Below are 17,948 nucleotides of genomic sequence, written 5' to 3'. Positions count from 1 at the left end.
AGCGCGGGACGGGCAGGCCCGCCCGGCCCCGCTCTCCGTCCGCGTCCGGAGTCAGTCCTGCCCGTACCGCGGGTCGACCGACTCCGGAGCCAGGCCGAGCAGCTCGGCGACCTGCTCGACGACGACCTCGTGGACCAGCAGCGCCCGCTCGTCGCGGTTCTTCGTACGGATCTCGACCGGGCGGCGGTAGACGATCACCCGTTCCGGCTGGTCGCCGCTGGCGGGCAGCAGCCGGCCCAGCGGCACCGTCTCCTCGTCGCCGGCCGGCCCGGCGTCCGCGTCCGGGCCGAACCCGGGCACCTCGACGACCAGGAAGTCGACGTCCGCCAGCTGCGGCCAGCGCCGCTCCAGCCGGTCCCGTGAGTCGTAGACCAGGTCGACGAAGGAGTCCGCGCGGCTGACCGAGAGCGGCACCTGGGGCGGGGCGACCGGCCCGCGCATTCCGCGGCCGTGCCGGTCGCGCCGTCGCGGGCGGGGGCCCGCCGGGGCGGGGGGCCGCGCGGCGCCGCCGGGCGCGGCGGAGGAGCCGCCGGTGCCGGTCGGTGCGGGGGTTCCGCCGGCGTCGGCCGGAGGAGGTACGGGGCTGTCCATCAGAACCGAGCGTAACCGTCCGGGGGCGGGCGGCGCGGAAGAGCGGCGGATCCGGTGCCATGTCGTCGAGTGACCGGTCGTAGGCTCGTTGAGTCCGGTCGCGGCCCCGCATCGGACCATGAAGGGCATGGGGAATGACGTGAAATGTATAGAGTCGTGACAGGTTTCGACGCCCTGCGCCGTCCGGCGCAGTGTTCACCGCATCGTCCGGCCCGAGCGCCCGCAGGTCAGGCGCACCGGACGAACCGGGACGACACGGTTGGGTGAGGTCGTGGAGAGTCATCGCGGCCCGCTCAAGAGTGCGGTACCGTCCAACGTCGTGAGCCCTGTACGTCGCTGTTCGCGCACTGCGTGCGGCCGCCCCGCCGTCGCAACGCTGACGTACGTCTACGCGGATTCGACCGCTGTGCTCGGTCCGCTCGCCACCTACGCCGAGCCCCACTGCTACGACCTGTGCGCCGAGCACTCCGAGCGGCTGACCGCGCCGCGCGGCTGGGAAGTCGTGCGCCTGGCCACCGACACCGGCCCGCCCCGCCCCAGCGGCGACGACCTCGAAGCGCTCGCCAACGCGGTGCGCGAGGCGGCCCGGCCCCAGGAGCGCGCGGCGGGCGGCGGCAACGCCCCACAGGTCAGCGGCCCCAACGGGCGCGACGCCCACCCGATGGAGGTCGCCCGCCGGGGCCACCTGCGGGTCCTGCGGTCGCCGGACAACTGACGGCGGGGAGCGGGGCGGTGTGCCCCGCTCCCGGTCACTTTCGCCCGCGGCATTGACGCCGCCTCGGCCCGGACACCACCATGCCTCCACTCCCGAATGATCCGCTTCCGTATGCCGGAAGTGACGGGGAGCTGTCCACCGGGAGGCCGTGTGTCCGTACAGCAGCGGGAGTTCGTGCAGCAGCTGGGATCCGTGCAACAGCTGGGGCCCGTACAGCAGCCGGAGTTCGTGCAGCAGCTGGAACCCGTAGCCGGTTCGCTCGCCCTGTCCGCACTCGTCGCCGCACTCCCGCTGGTCACCGTCCTCGTCCTGCTCGGCGCCGTACGGATGCGCGCCCACCTCGCCGGGCTCACCGGCCTCGCCGTCGCCCTCGCCACCGCCTGCCTCGGCTACCGGATGCCCGCCGGACAGGCCCTGTCCAGCGCCGCGCAGGGCGCCCTCTTCGGCCTGTTCCCCATCCTGTGGATCGTCGTCAACGCCCTGTGGGTGTACCGGATGACGGTCCGCACCCGGCACTTCGACGTCCTGCGCCGCTCCTTCTCCGGGCTCTCCGCCGACCCCCGCATCCAGGCCCTGGTCATCGCCTTCTGCTTCGGGGCGCTGCTCGAAGCGCTCGCCGGGTTCGGAGCGCCCGTCGCGATCAGCGCGGTGATGCTGGTCGCGCTGGGCTTCACCCCGGTACGGGCCGCCGTCGTCGCGCTCGTCGCCAACACCGCGCCGGTCGCCTTCGGCGCCATGGGCACACCCGTGGTGACGCTCGCCCAGGTCACCGGCCTGCCACTGGACGCCGTCGCGCCGGTCGTCGGCCGCCAGACGCCGCTGCTCGCCCTCGTCGTACCGCTGCTGCTGGTCTTCCTGGTCGACGGGCGGCGCGGCCTGCGCGAGACCTGGATGCCCGCGCTCGCCTGCGGACTGGCCTTCGCCGCCGTGCAGTTCGCGGCCGCCAACTACGTGTCCGCGCAGCTCGCCGACATCGGCGCGGCCCTCGCGGGCGCCGCCGCGCTGGTCGCCGTACCCGGCGCCCGCAGGCCCGCCGCCGAGCCGGTACGGGCCGCCGTGCTGACCGGCACCCGCAGCGCGGACCTCGACGTACGCGACTCCCGCGCCGACGTCGTACGGGCCTACGCGCCGTACGCCCTCATCGTCGGCGTCTTCTCCCTCGCCCAGGTCCCGCCCGTCAAAGACCTCCTCGCCCGCGCGACCCGCACCTTCGACTGGCCCTTCCTGGACGTCGCGGGCCCGGACGGCGAACCGGTCGGCGGCAACGTCTTCGCGCTCCCGCTGCTCGCCACCGGAGGCACCCTGGTGCTGCTGGCCGGCGTACTAAGCGCCGCGGTCCTGGGCGTACGGGCCGCCACCGCCGTACGCGAATGGGCCGCGACCGTACGCGAACTGCGCTTCGCGGTCCTCACCGTCACGTCCGTCCTGGCCCTCGCCTACGTCATGAACCTCTCCGGACAGGCCGCCGCCATCGGCCACTTCGTCGCCGCCGCCGGCGCCGGACTGGCCTTCCTCTCGCCCGTCCTCGGCTGGTTCGGCGTCGCCGTCACCGGCTCCGACACCTCCGCCAACGCCCTCTTCGGCGCCCTCCAGGTCACCGCCGCCCGGCAGTCCGGCCTCTCGCCCGTCCTGCTCGCCGCGGCCAACAGCTCCGGCGGCGTACTCGGCAAGATGATCTCCCCGCAGAACCTCGCGATCGCCTGCGCGGCGGTCGGGCTGGCCGGACGCGAAGGAGATCTGCTGCGCAAGGTGCTGCCGTGGAGTCTGGGGCTTTTGCTGGTGATGTGCTTGATCGTGGTGGGACAGAGCACAGCGGTGCTGGGATGGATGCTGCCGTAGAGGTCGGGGGGCGGGGGCCGGTGCCGGTCGCCGGTGCGGAATCCGCGCGAATGATCACCGGCCGTACGGGAAACCAGACGTACCGGGCAGCCGGACCCCGCCCCCGATCCCGCCTCCCGCCGGCCTCGTACGGGTAGGTTTGAGACCCCGTCATGACATCAGGAGGGCTGGCTGTGACTGATCTGTCGCAGATCGTGAAGGCGTACGACGTGCGCGGTGTGGTCCCCGACCAGTGGGACGAGACGCTGGCCGAGCTGTTCGGCGCGGCCTTCGTCCAGGTGACCGGAGCGGACGCGATCGTGACCGGGCACGACATGCGGCCCTCCTCGCCCGGCCTGTCCCGGGCCTTCGCCCGCGGCGCCGCCGCGCGCGGAGCGGACGTGACCGAGATCGGGCTGTGCTCGACCGACCAGCTGTACTACGCCAGCGGCGCGCTGGACCTGCCCGGCGCGATGTTCACCGCCTCGCACAACCCCGCGCAGTACAACGGCATCAAGATGTGCCGGGCGGGCGCCGCCCCGGTCGGCCAGGACACCGGCCTCGCCGAGATCCGCGCCCTCGTCGAACAGTGGCGCGACGGCGACGGCCCGGAGCCCGCGGCCACCCCCGGCACCATCACGCAGCGCGACGTCCTCGGTGACTACGCGGCCCACCTGCGCCGCCTCGTCGACCTCTCCGGCATCCGCCGCCTGAAGGTCGTGGTGGACGCCGGCAACGGCATGGGCGGCCACACCGTCCCCACCGTCTTCGAGGGCCTGCCCATCGACCTGGACGCCCTGTACTTCGAACTTGACGGCACCTTCCCGAACCACGAGGCCAACCCCCTGGACCCGGCGAACATCGTCGACCTCCAGGCCCGGGTCCGCGAGGTCGGCGCCGACCTCGGCCTGGCCTTCGACGGCGACGCGGACCGCTGCTTCGTCGTCGACGGCAACGGCGACCCGGTCTCCCCGTCCGCCATCACCGCCCTGGTCGCCGCCCGCGAACTGGCCAAGCACCCCGGCGGCACGGTCATCCACAACTGCATCACCTCCTGGTCCGTCCCCGAGGTCGTCAAGGAGAACGGCGGCACGCCCGTACGCACCCGCGTCGGTCACTCGTTCATCAAGGGCGAGATGGCCAGGACCGGAGCGATCTTCGGCGGCGAGCACTCCGCGCACTACTACTTCCGCGACTTCTGGAACGCCGACACCGGCATGCTCGCCGCCCTGCACGTCCTGGCGGCCCTCGGCGGCCAGGACGGCCCGCTGTCCGCACTGGTCGCCGAGTACGACCGGTACGCCGCCTCCGGCGAGATCAACAGCACCGTCGACGACCAGGCGGACCGCCTCGCCGCCGTCCGGACCGCGTACGAAGGCCGCGAGGACACCGAACTCGACGAGCTGGACGGCCTCACCATCGGCACCGCCGACTGGTGGTTCAACCTCCGCCCCTCCAACACCGAACCCCTGCTGCGCCTGAACGTCGAGGCGCGGGACGTGGAGACGGTCGAGCGGGTACGGGACGAGGTGCTGGAGATCGTCCGGGGCTGAGGCGGCGAGGGGCCGAGGGGCTGCGGGACCGAGGCTGCGGGACCGAGGGCTTCCGAGGGGCTGCGCGGCTGTGGGGCTGTGAGGTTGCGAGACGCTGTGGGGCGTGGTGGCCGGTACCCCGGCCGCCCCGCCCGCCCGCGGCGCGTCCCCGCACCCCGCCCGGCGGTACGCTGGCAGTGCCGTATTTCCGCCGAAGGAGAAGCCCCCATGCCGGTCGACGCCAGCCTGATCGAGATCCTCGCCTGCCCGGCGTGCCACGCCCCGCTGGCGGACCGGTCGGACGCCGACCCGGCCGAGCTGCAGTGCACCGGCCAGGAATGCGGCCTCGCCTACCCCGTCCGTGACGGCATCCCCGTCCTCCTGGTGGACGAGGCACGCCGCCCCGCCTGACCCGGGCGACGGAGCCGCCCGGACCCCACCCCGCCCGTAACGGCGATCGGAGGCAGCGCACACCATGCTCGACGAGTCCCTGTTGGACGCACCCGAAGCGCTGGCCGGCGCCGACCGTTACGGACTGCTGCGCGGCGTCGCCGAATCCGGCGCACGGGTTCGCACCGCGGCCCGTAACGCCGCCGAGTCCGGCATCGCCGACCTGCGGCCCGACGGCCGGCCCCGCACCGTCCTCGTGGCGGGCCCGGGACCGGCCGCCGCCTGCGTGGCCGACCTCTTCGGCGCCCTCGGCGGCGGCACCTGCCCGGTCACCCTCATCCGGCCCACCGGCGTCGCGGCCCGGCCCGGCGCACTGCGCTGGACGCTGCCCGGCTGGTCGGGGCCGCTCGACCTGCTCCTGATCGCCGGCCCGGACGGCTCCGACCCCGGCCTCGCGCAACTCGTCGAGCAGGCGTACCGCCGCGGCTGCTCCGTCGTCGCCGTCACCCCGGCGGGCGGCCCGCTCGCCGACGCCGTCGTACAGGCCCGCGGCCTGTCCGTGCCGCTGGCCACCACCCCGTACGACGCCGAGTTCGACGTGGAGGGCGCACCGCCCGCCGCCCCCGGCACCCTCTGGTCGCTGCTCATCCCGATGCTCGCGCTCGCCGACCGGATCGGCCTGCTCAGCGCCCCGGCCGAGCTGCTCGCACAGCTCGCCGACCGCCTCGACCAGGTCGCCGAACGCTGCGGCCCCGCCATCGAGACGTACTCCAACCCCGCCAAGACCCTCGCCGCCGAACTCGCCGACGCGCTCCCGCTGGTCTGGACCGAAGGAACCGTCTCCGGCGCCGTGGGCCGGCACTTCGCGACCGTGCTGGCCGGACTCGCCGGCCGGCCCGCGCTCGCCGGCGAACTCCCCGAGACGATGACCACGCACGGCGCGCTGCTCGCCGGCCCGTTCGCGGCCGGCGCCGACCCGGACGACTTCTTCCGCGACCGCGTCGAGCAGCCCACCGCCCTGCACGCCCGCGTCGTACTGCTCCGCGAAGAGGCCCCCGGCCCGCTCTCCGCCGCGCCCGCCGCCCGCGAACTGGCGCTGGAGCACGACACCCCCGTCAGCGAACTGGAACCGGACGACGGCAGCGCCCTGGAGCGGGCCGCGGAACTTCTCGCCGTCACGGATTTCGCCGCCGTTTACCTGGCGCTCGCCGGCACCGAGGGAGCATGAGGGCCGGGCGGCCGGACGTACGGGGGAACTGAGGACGACGGCCGGACGGTGGGACGACCGGGCAGCGACACCTCGCACCACCACCTCCCCCCGGCCGTAAGGCCGCCCCACCGGCCGCTCCACTCCGTAAGGCCGCCCACCCGAGCAGCCCGACCGAAGAATCAGGAAGCCCGTCACATGGACCGCCTCACCAACACCGTGCGCCCCTACGCCTGGGGCTCCACCACCGCCATCCCGGAACTCCTCGGTACCGAGCCGACCGGCGAACCCCAGGCCGAGATGTGGATGGGCGCCCACCCCGGCGCACCCTCCCGCGCCGACCGCGGCGCCGGTCCGGTGTCGCTGGCCGACGTCATAGCCGCCGACCCGGAAGGCGAACTGGGCCCCGACGCGGTACGCGCCTTCGGCCCCCGCCTGCCCTTCCTGCTCAAGCTGCTCGCCGCCGGCTCCCCGCTCTCCCTCCAGGTCCACCCCGACCTGGCCCAGGCTCAGGAGGGGTACGCGGACGAGGAGAAGCGCGGCGTCCCCGCCGACGCCCCCCACCGCAACTACAAGGACGCCAACCACAAGCCCGAACTGATCGTCGCCCTCAGCCCCTTCGAAGGGCTCTGCGGCTTCCGGCACCCGGCCGAGGCCGCCGCCCTCCTCGAAGGACTCGGCGTGGGCGCCCTCAAGCCGTACGCCGACATCCTGCGCGCCGCCCCGGAGGGCGCCGCGCTGCGCGAGGTGCTCACCGCCGTACTCACCGCCGACCGGGACGAGACGGCCGAAACCGTCGAACAGGCCGCGGCCGCCGCGCAGCGCCTGGCCGCCGAGGGCGGCCCGCAGGCAGACTCCCACGCCGCGTACGCCGCCATCGCCCACCACTACCCGGGCGACCCGGGCGTGCTCGCCGCCATGCTCCTCAACCACGTACGGCTGCAGCCCGGCGAAGCGCTCTTCCTGGGCGCCGGCATCCCGCACGCCTACCTCAGCGGCCTCGGCGTGGAACTGATGGCCAACTCCGACAATGTGCTGCGCTGCGGCCTGACCCCCAAGCACGTCGACGTACCGGAACTGCTGCGCGTCGTCCGCTTCGAGTCCCGTGACGCGGGGGTGCTGCGGCCGGAGGAGGCCACGGAGTCGGGCGAGGAGGTCTACGAGACCCCGATCGACGAGTTCCGCCTCTCCCGCTTCGTCCTGGCCCCCGGCGGCGCACCCCGAGCTCTCGGCGACCGCACCCCGCAGATCCTGCTGTGTACCGCAGGAACGATTGCTCTGCGCGCGACCGGGGCGAGCCCGAGCGCGGGCATCGGGGCGAGCCCGAGCGCGGGCATCGGCTCGGGCTCGGGCACAGGCTCGGAATCCGGGTCCGGCCCGGGCACCGGCTCCGGCTCGCGTACGGGCCTGACGCTCGCCCCGGGCGAGTCGGCCTTCGTGCCGGCCGGGGAACGCGTGGAACTGACGGGGGAGGGCACGATCTTCCGGGCGACGGTGGCGGTCTGACGGCCCCCCCGACGGTCACCGGCGGCGGTCCGAGGGCGCCCCGTGCGCGCCCCGGCGACCGGGCTGCAACAATGACCCGCCTAAAGGGTTCGTAAAGAGGACCCTCGGAGCGGCCTCGGAGCAGGCTGCGCACCGCAGCCGGTCGACGGAAGGGAAATGCGCCACCCATGAGTGCATCAGGCGGTACCAAGGCGATCGTGGCGGCGCTGGGCGCCAACCTGGCCATCGCGGCGGCGAAGTTCGTGGCCTTCGCCTTCAGCGGATCGTCCTCGATGCTGGCCGAAGGCGTCCACTCCGTCGCCGACTCCGGCAATCAGGGACTGCTGCTGCTCGGCGGCAAGAAGGCCAAGCGCGCCGCCACCGAGGAACACCCCTTCGGCTACGGCCGCGAGCGCTACATCTACGGCTTCCTCGTCTCCATCGTCCTGTTCACCATCGGCGGCGTCTTCGCCCTCTACGAGGGCTACGAGAAGATCCACGACCCGCACGAGCTGGACAACTGGGTCTGGCCGGTCGGCGTCCTCGTCTTCGCGATCATCGCCGAGGGCTTCTCCTTCCGTACGGCCATCAAGGAGTCCAACGAACTGCGCGGCAAGCAGACCTGGCCCCAGTTCGTCCGCCGCGCCAAGGCCCCCGAACTCCCCGTCGTCCTCCTGGAGGACTTCGGCGCGCTCGTCGGCCTGGTGCTCGCGCTCGGCGGCGTCGGCCTCACCCTCGCCACCGGCAACGGCGTGTGGGACGGCATCGGCACGATGTGCATCGGCGCCCTCCTCGTCCTGATCGCCCTGGTCCTCGCCGCCGAGACCAAGTCGCTGCTGCTGGGCGAGGCGGCCGGCCCCGAACAGGTCGCCAAGATCCGCGCGGCGGTGGCCGACGGCGACACCGTCACCCGCGTCATCCACATGCGCACCCTCCACCTCGGCCCGGAAGAACTGCTCGTCGCCGCCAAGATCGCCGTCCAGCACGACGACACGGCCAAGGAGGTCGCCGACGCGATCAACGCCGCCGAGGACCGTATCCGCGCCGCCGTCCCGATTGCCCGCGTGATCTACCTCGAACCCGACATCTACCACGAGTCCGCCGCCGCCTCGGGCGACAACCCGGCCAAGACACCGGGCGGGGCCTGACCGAGCCGGGACAGCGGACGGAACTGACCGAGCCGGACCACGGGCCGACAGTGCTCCGCGCTCGTACGGGAGGGGCCCACACCAGAACTGGTGCGGGCCCCTCCCGTTTCCGACTGCCGGCCGCTTCGGCGACCCGGTGGCTGCCCGGCCGTTCGACGGCCGCTTGGTCACCTGACGGCCGCCCCGCTACTCGGCCGCCGCCCTGTTACTCGATGGCTACCCGGGTACTCGGCAGCCCGCCCGGCTACCCGGGGGCAGCCCGGCTGTCCGGCTACCCCACCTCGCCCAACACCCGCAGAATCGCCGTCTCGTCCGGCGCGCTTTGCAACCGCGCCCGGAAATCCGCGTCCATCAGCTTCCGCGACAACAACGCCAGGATGCGCAGATGCTCGTCGCCCGCGGCGGCCTCCGGTACCGAGATCATGAACACCAGCCTGGCGCGCGTACCGTCCAGCGAATCCCAGTCGATGCCGTCCGCGGAACGTGCGAAGCCGACGACGGGGGCGGTCACCGCATCCGTCTTGGCGTGCGGGATCGCGATCTCCTCACCGAGGCCGGTGGTGCCCTGCGCCTCGCGCGCCAGCGCCACCCGGACGAGCTCGTCCACGTCCGCAACCTTGCCGGTACGGGCCGCGAGTTCCGCCATCTCGCGGATCGCGGCCTCCTTGCCGCCGGCAGCCAGCCGCACCTTCACGGTCTCCCGCGTGAGATACCCGGAAAGCACCTCACCCTCCGAGCCACCGTCACTCACCCCCGAGCCATCCGCCTCTGCACGCGCCGCCTCTGCACGCGCCGAGTCCTCACGCGCCGAGTCCTCACGCTCCGAGTCCTCGCCGCGCGGGCTTCCGCCTGCCGTGCTTCCGTCCGCCGCACTCCCGCCCGGCGCGACTCCACCTGCCACGCTTCCACCCGCCACGCTTCCGGCCGTCGTGGCCCCGGCCGCCACCGCTCCGGCCGCCAGGGCTCCGGTAGCCGCGGCGGTCGGCGGTACGGCGGCCGCGGCTACGCCGGCCCCGGCCAGAACCGTCTCCGACGCCGGTACCGCCCCTTCACTTCCAGCCTTTACCTGACCATCAATCAATACCTGACCACCAACCGATCCGTGATGATCAACCGATCCGTGATCATCGGCCGGTACGTGATCATCGGCCGGCACGTGGTCCTTCTGCGGGCCTTCCTGCCGCCCCTTCCGCCGCGCCGAAACACCCACCAGGGCGATCGTCGCCAGCGCCGTCACGACCGACCCGGCCGCCACGGCCACGAAGAACATCGGCACCCCGCCGACCGCGCCGAGGATCGCCACGATCGGACCGCCGTGCGGCACCGCGTCCGTCACCCCGGCCATGCCGGCCACCGCACCGGCGACCGCGCCGCCCAGCATGTTCGCCGGAATGACCTGCGCGGGCCGCGCCGCCGCGAACGGGATCGCCCCCTCCGATATGCCGAACAGGCCCATGAAGAGCGACGCCATGCCGGTCTCCCGCTCCTGCTCGGAGTACAGGCGCCGGCGGATCAGTGTGGCCAGGCCCTGGCCGAGCGGCATCACCGGGATCGCGGCGGCGCACATACCCATGACGGTCTGGTTGCCGGTCGCGATCAGCCCCGTACCGAAAAGGAACGCCGTCTTGTTGACCGGCCCGCCCATGTCGAACGCGATCATCAGGCCGAGGACCGCGCCGAGCGCGATCGCGCTGGTGCCCGTCATCCCGCTGAGCCAGTCCGTCAGGTGCGTGAAGACCCACGAGATCGGCTTGCCCAGTACGTAGATGAAGAACAGCCCGAGCGCCGCCGTCGCCACGATCGGGATCACGATGATGGGCATGATCGGCCGCACGAAGCGGGGGACCCGCACCTTCTTGATCCACAGGACCAGGTACCCGGCCAGGAAGCCGGTGACGATCGCCCCGATGAATCCGGCGCCCGCCTTGGAGTCGTACAGCTCGCCGGTGTTGGCTATCCAGCCGCCGATCATGCCCGGTACGAGCGCGGGCCGGTCCCCGATCGCGTACGCGATGTAGCCGGAGAGGATCGGCACCATCAGCTGGAAGCCGATCGTGCCGATGTCGTTGACGTGCGCCCAGAAGGTGCCCTCCGGGATGACCAGCCCCTTGGGCGTGGCCTCCCCGCCGACCGCCAGGGACAGCGCCAGCAGCAGACCGCCGACCACGACGAACGGGATCATGTAACTGACACCGTTCATCAGCGCCTTGTACGCGACGCTGCGCTCCCTGCCCCCCGAAGCACCGCCCCCACCGCCGCCGCCCCTGCTCCGGCCGGCCCCACCACCCCGGGCACCGGCCGCACCCGCACCTCCGCCCGGACCACTTCCGATCCCGGCTCCGACGCCCCCCGCTCCGGCTCCGGCTCCGCCCCTGGCTCCAGCCCCGTCCACTCCGTACAAGGGCGCGCTCAGCACCCGTTCGATCAGTTCCTCAGGGTGGCGTATGCCCTCGGCCACGCCCACCACCAGCAGTCTCTTGCCGACGAACCGGGCCGGATCGACGTCCTTGTCCGCCGCGATGATGATGCCGTCGGCGTGGTTGACATCGTTGTCAGACAGGACGTTCTCGGCACCGATCGACCCTTGCGTCTCCACCTTCATCTCATGGCCGAGCGATTCGGCGGCCTGGGTCAGCTTCTCGGCGGCCATGTACGTATGGGCGATGCCGGTCGGGCAGGCCGTCACTGCGAGCAGCTTCAGCCCTTGCCCGCTCGTCCCCGCACCTTTGGGGGGATCAGCTGGACTGGTGGTCACGTGGTTCTCCTAACGGACGTACGCGCAAGGTGACGTGCGAGTGTCCTCGCGCTCCCGGCATCCTGCAATACGCAGCAACGAAGGCAAAGTGCCCGCCCCCACACCACCCGGAACCACCACCCCACCCACCACTCACCCCCGCCCGCGATACGCACCCACCCCCGCCCGTCCGCCACCCGCACCCGCCTGTCCGTCACCGCACCCACCCGCCGGCTCGCGCCCTCACCCACCCAGCGCCCTGCCGATACGCGGCGCGGCACGCGACGGCGATACACCTGGTCGGCGGTGTCCGCCCCCACCTGCCTGCACGAACCGGCCCGCCTGGCACTCGCGCCCGTCCGACGCCCCGCCGATACACGACGCGGCACGTGTCGGCCGTACTCCTGCCCAACGGGCCGGCACCCACCTACCCGCCACCCGCACCCGCCCTCCCGCGCCCCCTTGCCCGGTGCCCGCGCCCGCCCGCCAGGCGTCCTGCCGACACGCGACGCGGCACGTGTCGTCGCCGACGACACCCCGCGCCCACCTACCCGCCCAAACGGGTCCGCCCGCCCATCACCCGCCCTCGCCCCAGACCGCCACCTGCACCCGCCTCCCCGGATACTCGCGCCCACCCGCCCACCCGCCCACCCGCCCGGCGCCCTACTGACACGAGCCCTCCCGCCCGGTGTCCTGCCGACACACGTCCTCCCGCCGGGCGCCTTGCCGATACGAGGCCGCGGCCTGACGCCCCGCCCATACGCGACGCGGCACGCGACCGCCATACGCCTGACCGACGGCACCCACACCCCGCCCAACCGTTCGCCCGCGCCCGCGCCCGCACCCGCACCGCCCGCCCGGCGCCAGTACCCCGCCCCCTCACCCACCCGGCCGCCCCCCGCACCCCCAACCCTTCACTCCCTCACCCTTCCCCTCGCGTTCCCCCCTCGCCCTCACCTCCCCCTCCCCCTAGCCCTAGCCCCCGCCCTCGACCCCGTCCTCTCCCTCTCCCCCAGCCCCTCCCATCCAGCCTCCTCCCTCCAGCCTCCGTGCCGGCCGCCGGTCCGTGGGTGCTGCCGGTCGCGCGCATTTTCCATGGGCGGGCTGGGGTTCCCGGGGGCGATCGGTGTAGATTCGTGACCAGTGCCAGACGTCGCTGCTGATGGCGGTCGGGCGGTCCGCCCCGCGGGCCGGCCGAGGGAGAGAGGGCCTCCGACGGACTGCGCTGCGGCCAGGGAGAGGTGTATCCGCCCGCGCGGAACCGCCCGTACGGTATGCCGTCGCAGGCGGTATTTCGCTGATGCGGTATTTCGTCCATGCGGTACGTCCGCCCGCGCGGAATTCCGGGCGGCGACGTCCCCACCTGCCCGCGCCGCAGACTGCCAGCCAACCACCCTCGACCCCGGGAGCAACCCGAATGTCGACCGCAGCCAACAGCCAGGACTTCAAGGTCGCCGACCTGTCCCTCGCCTCCTTCGGCCGCAAGGAGATCACCCTCGCCGAGCACGAGATGCCCGGCCTGATGGCGATCCGCAAGGAGTACGCCGCCACGCAGCCGCTGGCCGGCGCCCGTGTCACCGGTTCGCTGCACATGACCGTGCAGACCGCCGTGCTGATCGAGACCCTCACCGCTCTGGGCGCCGAGGTCCGCTGGGCCTCCTGCAACATCTTCTCCACCCAGGACCACGCCGCCGCCGCGATCGCGGTCGGCCCGGACGGTACCCCCGAGAACCCGCAGGGCGTCCCGGTCTTCGCCTGGAAGGGCGAGACGCTCGAAGAGTACTGGTGGTGCACGGAGCAGGCGCTGACCTGGCCCAACTCGCCCACCGGCGGCCCGAACATGATCCTGGACGACGGCGGCGACGCCACGCTCCTGGTCCACAAGGGCGTCGAGTACGAGAAGGACGGCAAGGCTCCCGCCGTCGAGACCGCGGAGAACGACGAGCACCGCGCGATCCTGGAGCTCCTCAACCGCACTCTCGCCGAGAACCCGCAGAAGTGGACCAAGCTCGCCTCCGAGATCCGCGGTGTCACCGAGGAGACCACCACCGGCGTGCACCGCCTCTACGAAATGCAGCGCGACGGCCAGCTGCTCTTCCCGGCGATCAACGTGAACGACGCCGTGACCAAGTCGAAGTTCGACAACAAGTACGGCTGCCGCCACTCCCTGATCGACGGCATCAACCGCGCCACCGACACCCTCATCGGCGGCAAGACCGCCGTCGTCTGCGGCTACGGCGACGTCGGCAAGGGCTGCGCCGAGTCGCTGCGCGGCCAGGGCGCCCGCGTGATCATCACCGAGATCGACCCGATCTGCGCGCTCCAGGCCGCGATGGACGGTTACCAGGTCACCACCCTGGACGAGGTCGTCGAGACCGCCGACATCTTCGTCACCACGACGGGCAACAAGGACATCATCATGGCCGCCGACATGGCCAAGATGAAGCACCAGGCGATCGTCGGCAACATCGGCCACTTCGACAACGAGATCGACATGGCCGGCCTGGCCGCCATCGACGGCATCGTCAAGGACGAGGTCAAGCCGCAGGTCCACACCTGGACCTTCGCCGACGGCAAGGTCCTGATCGTGCTGTCCGAGGGCCGCCTGCTGAACCTGGGCAACGCGACCGGCCACCCCTCCTTCGTGATGTCCAACTCCTTCGCGGACCAGACCCTGGCCCAGATCGAGCTGTTCACCAAGCCGGAGGAGTACCCGACCGACGTCTACGTGCTGCCCAAGCACCTGGACGAGAAGGTCGCCCGCCTCCACCTCGACGCCCTCGGCGTCAAGCTCACGACCCTCCGCCCCGAGCAGGCCGCCTACATCGGCGTCACGGTCGAAGGCCCCTACAAGTCCGACCACTACCGCTACTGATCCCCGTGCCCCCGGTTCCCGGCCCGCCACCGCGCACATCGGGCACAGCGGGCACCACCACCGGCAGCCGGTGATCCAGGCCCCCGCCCAGCACCATGGCGGGGGCCTGACCCGTACCACCGGACCCGACCAAGGACCCCCATGCCCCGCGGCCGCTACTCCCTCCACGACCCGCACGATCACACCCCCCTCGGTGAAGAACACTTCCACTGCGCCACCGGCCCCTCAGGCTGGCGTTACGTCTCCCAGCTCACCACCCCCTCCGGAGACCGGGCGGGCTCCGTCGACCTCACCCTCGACGACCTCGGCCGCCCCATCCGTCTCGAACTTCACGCCGGCGGCTGGCAGGTACGCGGCGCCGCCTTGGAAGGCGTCACCTGGGTCCGTACCGACCCGACCGGCGACCACGCCACCGAAGGCAATGTCCCCGCCCATGCCTTCACCGGCGCATCCCCCGCTTTTCTCATCGCCACTGCCCGGCTGCTCCGCCCCGCCCCCGGCGCCGGAGCCGTCCGCACCCGTCTCGTGGCCTTCACACCCCCCGTCCTCGCGCCCCGCACGCTCGACCAGTCCTGGGCCCTGGTGAAAAGGACAGCACACCCCACTGACAACGGCCCGCTGACCGCAGAGGAATACCAGGTCAACGACCTGGAGACCGGTGAACAGCACACCGTCCACCTCGCCGGCGACGTCGTCCTGTCGGCGCCCGGCATCGAACTCGAAGACCTGGAAACCCCACCCTCGACCTTCACCTGACCAACTCGGCCCTCAACTGACCAACTCGGCCGTGACCTGGCCAGGCAGCACTACCGGCGCGCCATCCCACACCGGCACGCCCTCACAGGCCCGTCCGCCAACCCGCACCGGCCGGCCCTCACACCGGCGGCGTGAACCCTGTACGACGCTGCCGCCCGTCCTCCGGCCCGTTCCCGCCCCCGGCCTCCCCAACTCCGGCCTGCGCGGCAGCACCCCCGCCACCGGCCAAAGCGCCACCCTCGGCCCCACTACCGCCCGCAGAACCGCTCCCGTACGAGCCGGTTCCGTACGCATGCCCTCCGTACGCATCGCCCTCGCCCCCGTACGTACCCCTGTAAGAAGCGCCATCCGCCCCGGCGGCCACCGGCCCCGGAGGTCCCAGCGGCGCGCCGAACGCCCGCTGCGCCTCCCGCGCCTGCCGCTCGCCCACCACGGCGGCCAGATACACCGCCGGGTACATGCCCGTCGGCGCCGAAGCTCCTGTCCAACCGCACAGATCCTGTGCCAGCCGAGCCCCCATCGCCCCGCCGACCTGCGGATCGAGCTGTCGTATTCGGGACAGGTACTGGCGTACCGTCAGCCACCAGCTGTCCGGAACCCGCGACAGGTCCAGCGCGCCGAGTTCCGCCGCCAGCCAGGGCGGCGGGGGCGGCAGCACCGGCATCCCGCGCGGGGTGGGTATCCGCTCCCGAACGACGACGGTGCCCGCGAACACGTCCCCGAGCCGCCGCCCCCTGGCCGAGACCAGCGAGGCGATGCACGCCACCACACCCATGGTCAGCACGATCTCCACGGCCCCCAGCGCGCCGCGCACCAGCGCGTGCCGGAACCGGACCGGCCCGCCGTCCTCGCGCACCACCCGCAGTCCGCACACCAGCTTCCCGAGCGACCGGCCACGGCTCAGCGTCTCCACCACGATCGGGACCCCGACCAGCACCAGCACGAACAACGCCACCGACACGGCGGCCGTCGCCGCCTCGTCCATGGACGCCGTGGCACTCAGCATCAGCAGCGACACCAGGACGTACGCACTCCAGGTCACCGCGAGATCGACGAGGACCGCCAGCGCCCGGCTCGGCAACCGGGCCGGCCGCAGCCCCAACACCACCGCCTCGCCCGTCACGAGCTCGTTCACCTGCACTGTCCTCCCATGCCCCGATCCGTACCGGTCCGTCCCCGGACCGCCGCCCGCCCCACTGCTGGCCGGCCCAGTCTGCCAAGCTGACGGCACAGTCACCTCACGGCGCCGCCAGGAGCTGAATCCATGGACCTCGATGTCTTCGTAAGGGCCCACCGTGCCGAGTGGGACCGGCTCGAAGAACTGCTGCGCCGCAAACGCCGCCTCACCGGGGCCGAGGCCGACGAACTCATCACCCTTTACCAGCGCACCACCACCCATCTGTCCCTCCTCCAGGCCAGCGCCCCGGACCCCGTCCTCACGGGAAGCCTCACCTCCCTGGTGGCCCGCGCCCGCAGTACGGTCGCCGGCGCACGCAAGGCTTCCTGGCGCGACGCGGCCCGCTTCTTCACGGTGTCGTTCCCCGCCGCGGTCTACCGCCTGCGCCACTGGTGGATACCGACAGCCCTGCTCTCCACCGCGGTCGGTGCCCTCATCGCCTGGTGGATCGCCGGCCACCCCGAGGTCCAGGCAGCCATCGGCGCCCCCGAGGACCTCCGTGCCATGACCCGGCCCGGCGGCGAGTACGAGACGTACTACTCCAGTCACCCCGCCGCGTCCTTCGCGGCCCAGGTCTGGACGAACAACGCACAGGCCGTCGCCCTGTGCCTGGTCCTCGGCGCCTTCCTCGGCCTCCCCGTCTTCTGGGTGCTCTTCCAGAACATGCTCAATCTGGGCGTCGGCCTCGGTCTGATGTCCTCGGCCGGCCGCCTCGACTCCTTCCTCGGGCTGCTCCTGCCGCACGGCCTCCTGGAACTCACCGCGGTCTTCGTCGCGGCCGGAATCGGCCTGCGCCTCGGCTGGACCGTCATCGATCCCGGCCCGCGCACCCGTCGCACCGCCCTCGCCGAAGAAGGCCGCTCCGCCCTCGGGGTCGCCATCGGCCTGGCCGCCGTGCTGTTCGTGTCAGGCATCCTCGAAGGCTTCGTCACCCCCTCCGGCCTGCCCACCTGGACGCGCATCACCATCGGCGTCGTCGCCGAGCTGGCCTTTCTCGCGTACGTGTACGTACTCGGCGGCCGTGCCGTCCGATCGGGCGAAACCGGGGACGTTGACGAGTCGGACCGCGAGGCGGCCCTCCCGACGGCTGCCTGATGTGCGTACGGCACCTCTGACCTGCTAATCTCCTCATCTCCCCAAGAAGTCCGTTGACACGGACCGGGAGGGGAGGTAGATTCGAACGGTTGCCACGGACTAGACATGTTCGAGCGTAACGGCTAGTCTCTAGTCTGCTTCGGTTCGGGACTTTGATTCCGCGAAGCACCTCCGAATCTTTATCCGGAAAACGTTCACCGATTTCAGGTCGGCGAAACGCTTCTGATAAAGTCGGAACAGCCGAAAGGCAAACCCCTCCGACAAACATCGGAAACGAATTCCGTCCGGAAACGGACTGCGGATCGGATCTGATAGAGTCGGAAAGGCCGAAAAGCGAAAGCCGGACGGCCGCCCCGCTCCAGCAGGGAGCCGGAAACGGAAAGCGGAAACGCCGAACGGATCTGGTAAGGTTGGAACCGCGAAGA

General features: G+C 72.2%; 13 protein-coding genes. 10 read left to right on the top strand and 3 right to left on the bottom strand.

Annotated elements, in window-relative coordinates; genetic code table 11:
• Positions 1-51: 51 nt before the first annotated feature.
• The gene (locus ACZ53K_RS16690; RefSeq protein WP_468836576.1) at positions 52-591 is read right to left on the bottom strand and encodes a metallopeptidase family protein; all 540 of its coding nucleotides are present in this window, start codon (positions 589-591) and stop codon (positions 52-54) included.
• A gap of 271 nt (positions 592-862) precedes the next feature.
• On the opposite strand from ACZ53K_RS16690, the gene ACZ53K_RS16685 reads away from it, so the two are divergent.
• The 7 genes from ACZ53K_RS16685 (at position 863) to ACZ53K_RS16655 (ending at position 8,886) form a co-directional block, all read left to right on the top strand.
• Positions 863-1,306: a DUF3499 domain-containing protein gene (locus ACZ53K_RS16685; RefSeq protein WP_468836574.1), complete on the top strand. Its 444-nt coding sequence runs from the start codon at positions 863-865 to the stop codon at positions 1,304-1,306.
• A gap of 201 nt (positions 1,307-1,507) precedes the next feature.
• Positions 1,508-3,145: an L-lactate permease gene (locus tag ACZ53K_RS16680; protein WP_468837042.1), complete on the top strand. Its 1,638-nt coding sequence runs from the start codon at positions 1,508-1,510 to the stop codon at positions 3,143-3,145.
• 173 nt (positions 3,146-3,318) lie between these two features.
• On the top strand, positions 3,319-4,677 hold the full coding sequence (locus tag ACZ53K_RS16675) for a phosphomannomutase/phosphoglucomutase (protein WP_468836572.1): 1,359 nt from the start codon (positions 3,319-3,321) through the stop codon (positions 4,675-4,677).
• A gap of 207 nt (positions 4,678-4,884) precedes the next feature.
• Positions 4,885-5,067, top strand: a complete 183-nt coding sequence (locus tag ACZ53K_RS16670) for a Trm112 family protein (protein WP_468836570.1) — start codon at positions 4,885-4,887, stop codon at positions 5,065-5,067.
• Positions 5,068-5,131: 64 nt separating this feature from the next.
• Positions 5,132-6,274, top strand: coding sequence for an SIS domain-containing protein (locus ACZ53K_RS16665; RefSeq protein ID WP_468836568.1), 1,143 nt, complete (start codon positions 5,132-5,134; stop codon positions 6,272-6,274).
• Between the two features lie 177 nt (positions 6,275-6,451).
• A complete protein-coding gene (manA, locus tag ACZ53K_RS16660; RefSeq protein WP_468836566.1) occupies positions 6,452-7,759 on the top strand; it encodes a mannose-6-phosphate isomerase, class I in 1,308 nt (435 codons plus the stop codon).
• A 167-nt stretch (positions 7,760-7,926) separates the two neighbouring features.
• A complete protein-coding gene (locus tag ACZ53K_RS16655) occupies positions 7,927-8,886 on the top strand; it encodes a cation diffusion facilitator family transporter (RefSeq protein WP_468836563.1) in 960 nt (319 codons plus the stop codon).
• 271 nt (positions 8,887-9,157) lie between these two features.
• Here ACZ53K_RS16655 and ACZ53K_RS16650 read toward each other — a convergent pair whose 3' ends face one another.
• A complete protein-coding gene (locus ACZ53K_RS16650; protein ID WP_468836561.1) occupies positions 9,158-11,641 on the bottom strand; it encodes a fructose-specific PTS transporter subunit EIIC in 2,484 nt (827 codons plus the stop codon).
• A 1,396-nt stretch (positions 11,642-13,037) separates the two neighbouring features.
• On the opposite strand from ACZ53K_RS16650, the gene ahcY reads away from it, so the two are divergent.
• Both ahcY and ACZ53K_RS16640 read left to right on the top strand, forming a co-directional pair.
• Positions 13,038-14,495, top strand: coding sequence for an adenosylhomocysteinase (gene ahcY / locus ACZ53K_RS16645; RefSeq protein ID WP_468836559.1), 1,458 nt, complete (start codon positions 13,038-13,040; stop codon positions 14,493-14,495).
• A gap of 141 nt (positions 14,496-14,636) precedes the next feature.
• A complete protein-coding gene (locus ACZ53K_RS16640) occupies positions 14,637-15,251 on the top strand; it encodes a hypothetical protein (RefSeq protein WP_468836557.1) in 615 nt (204 codons plus the stop codon).
• A gap of 118 nt (positions 15,252-15,369) precedes the next feature.
• Here ACZ53K_RS16640 and ACZ53K_RS16635 read toward each other — a convergent pair whose 3' ends face one another.
• Entirely contained in the window at positions 15,370-16,386 is a 1,017-nt protein-coding gene (locus tag ACZ53K_RS16635; protein ID WP_468836555.1) for an RDD family protein, read from the bottom strand.
• A gap of 129 nt (positions 16,387-16,515) precedes the next feature.
• Between ACZ53K_RS16635 and ACZ53K_RS16630 the strand changes: the two genes are divergently transcribed.
• Positions 16,516-17,523: a stage II sporulation protein M gene (locus ACZ53K_RS16630; RefSeq protein ID WP_468836552.1), complete on the top strand. Its 1,008-nt coding sequence runs from the start codon at positions 16,516-16,518 to the stop codon at positions 17,521-17,523.
• The last annotated feature ends 425 nt before the right edge of the window (positions 17,524-17,948 follow it).

The sequence above is a fragment of the Streptomyces sp. NPDC033221 genome, assembly GCF_055577005.1.
The sequence above is the reverse complement of the archived record's forward strand: the minus strand, read 5'-3'. Positions and strand labels throughout refer to the sequence as shown.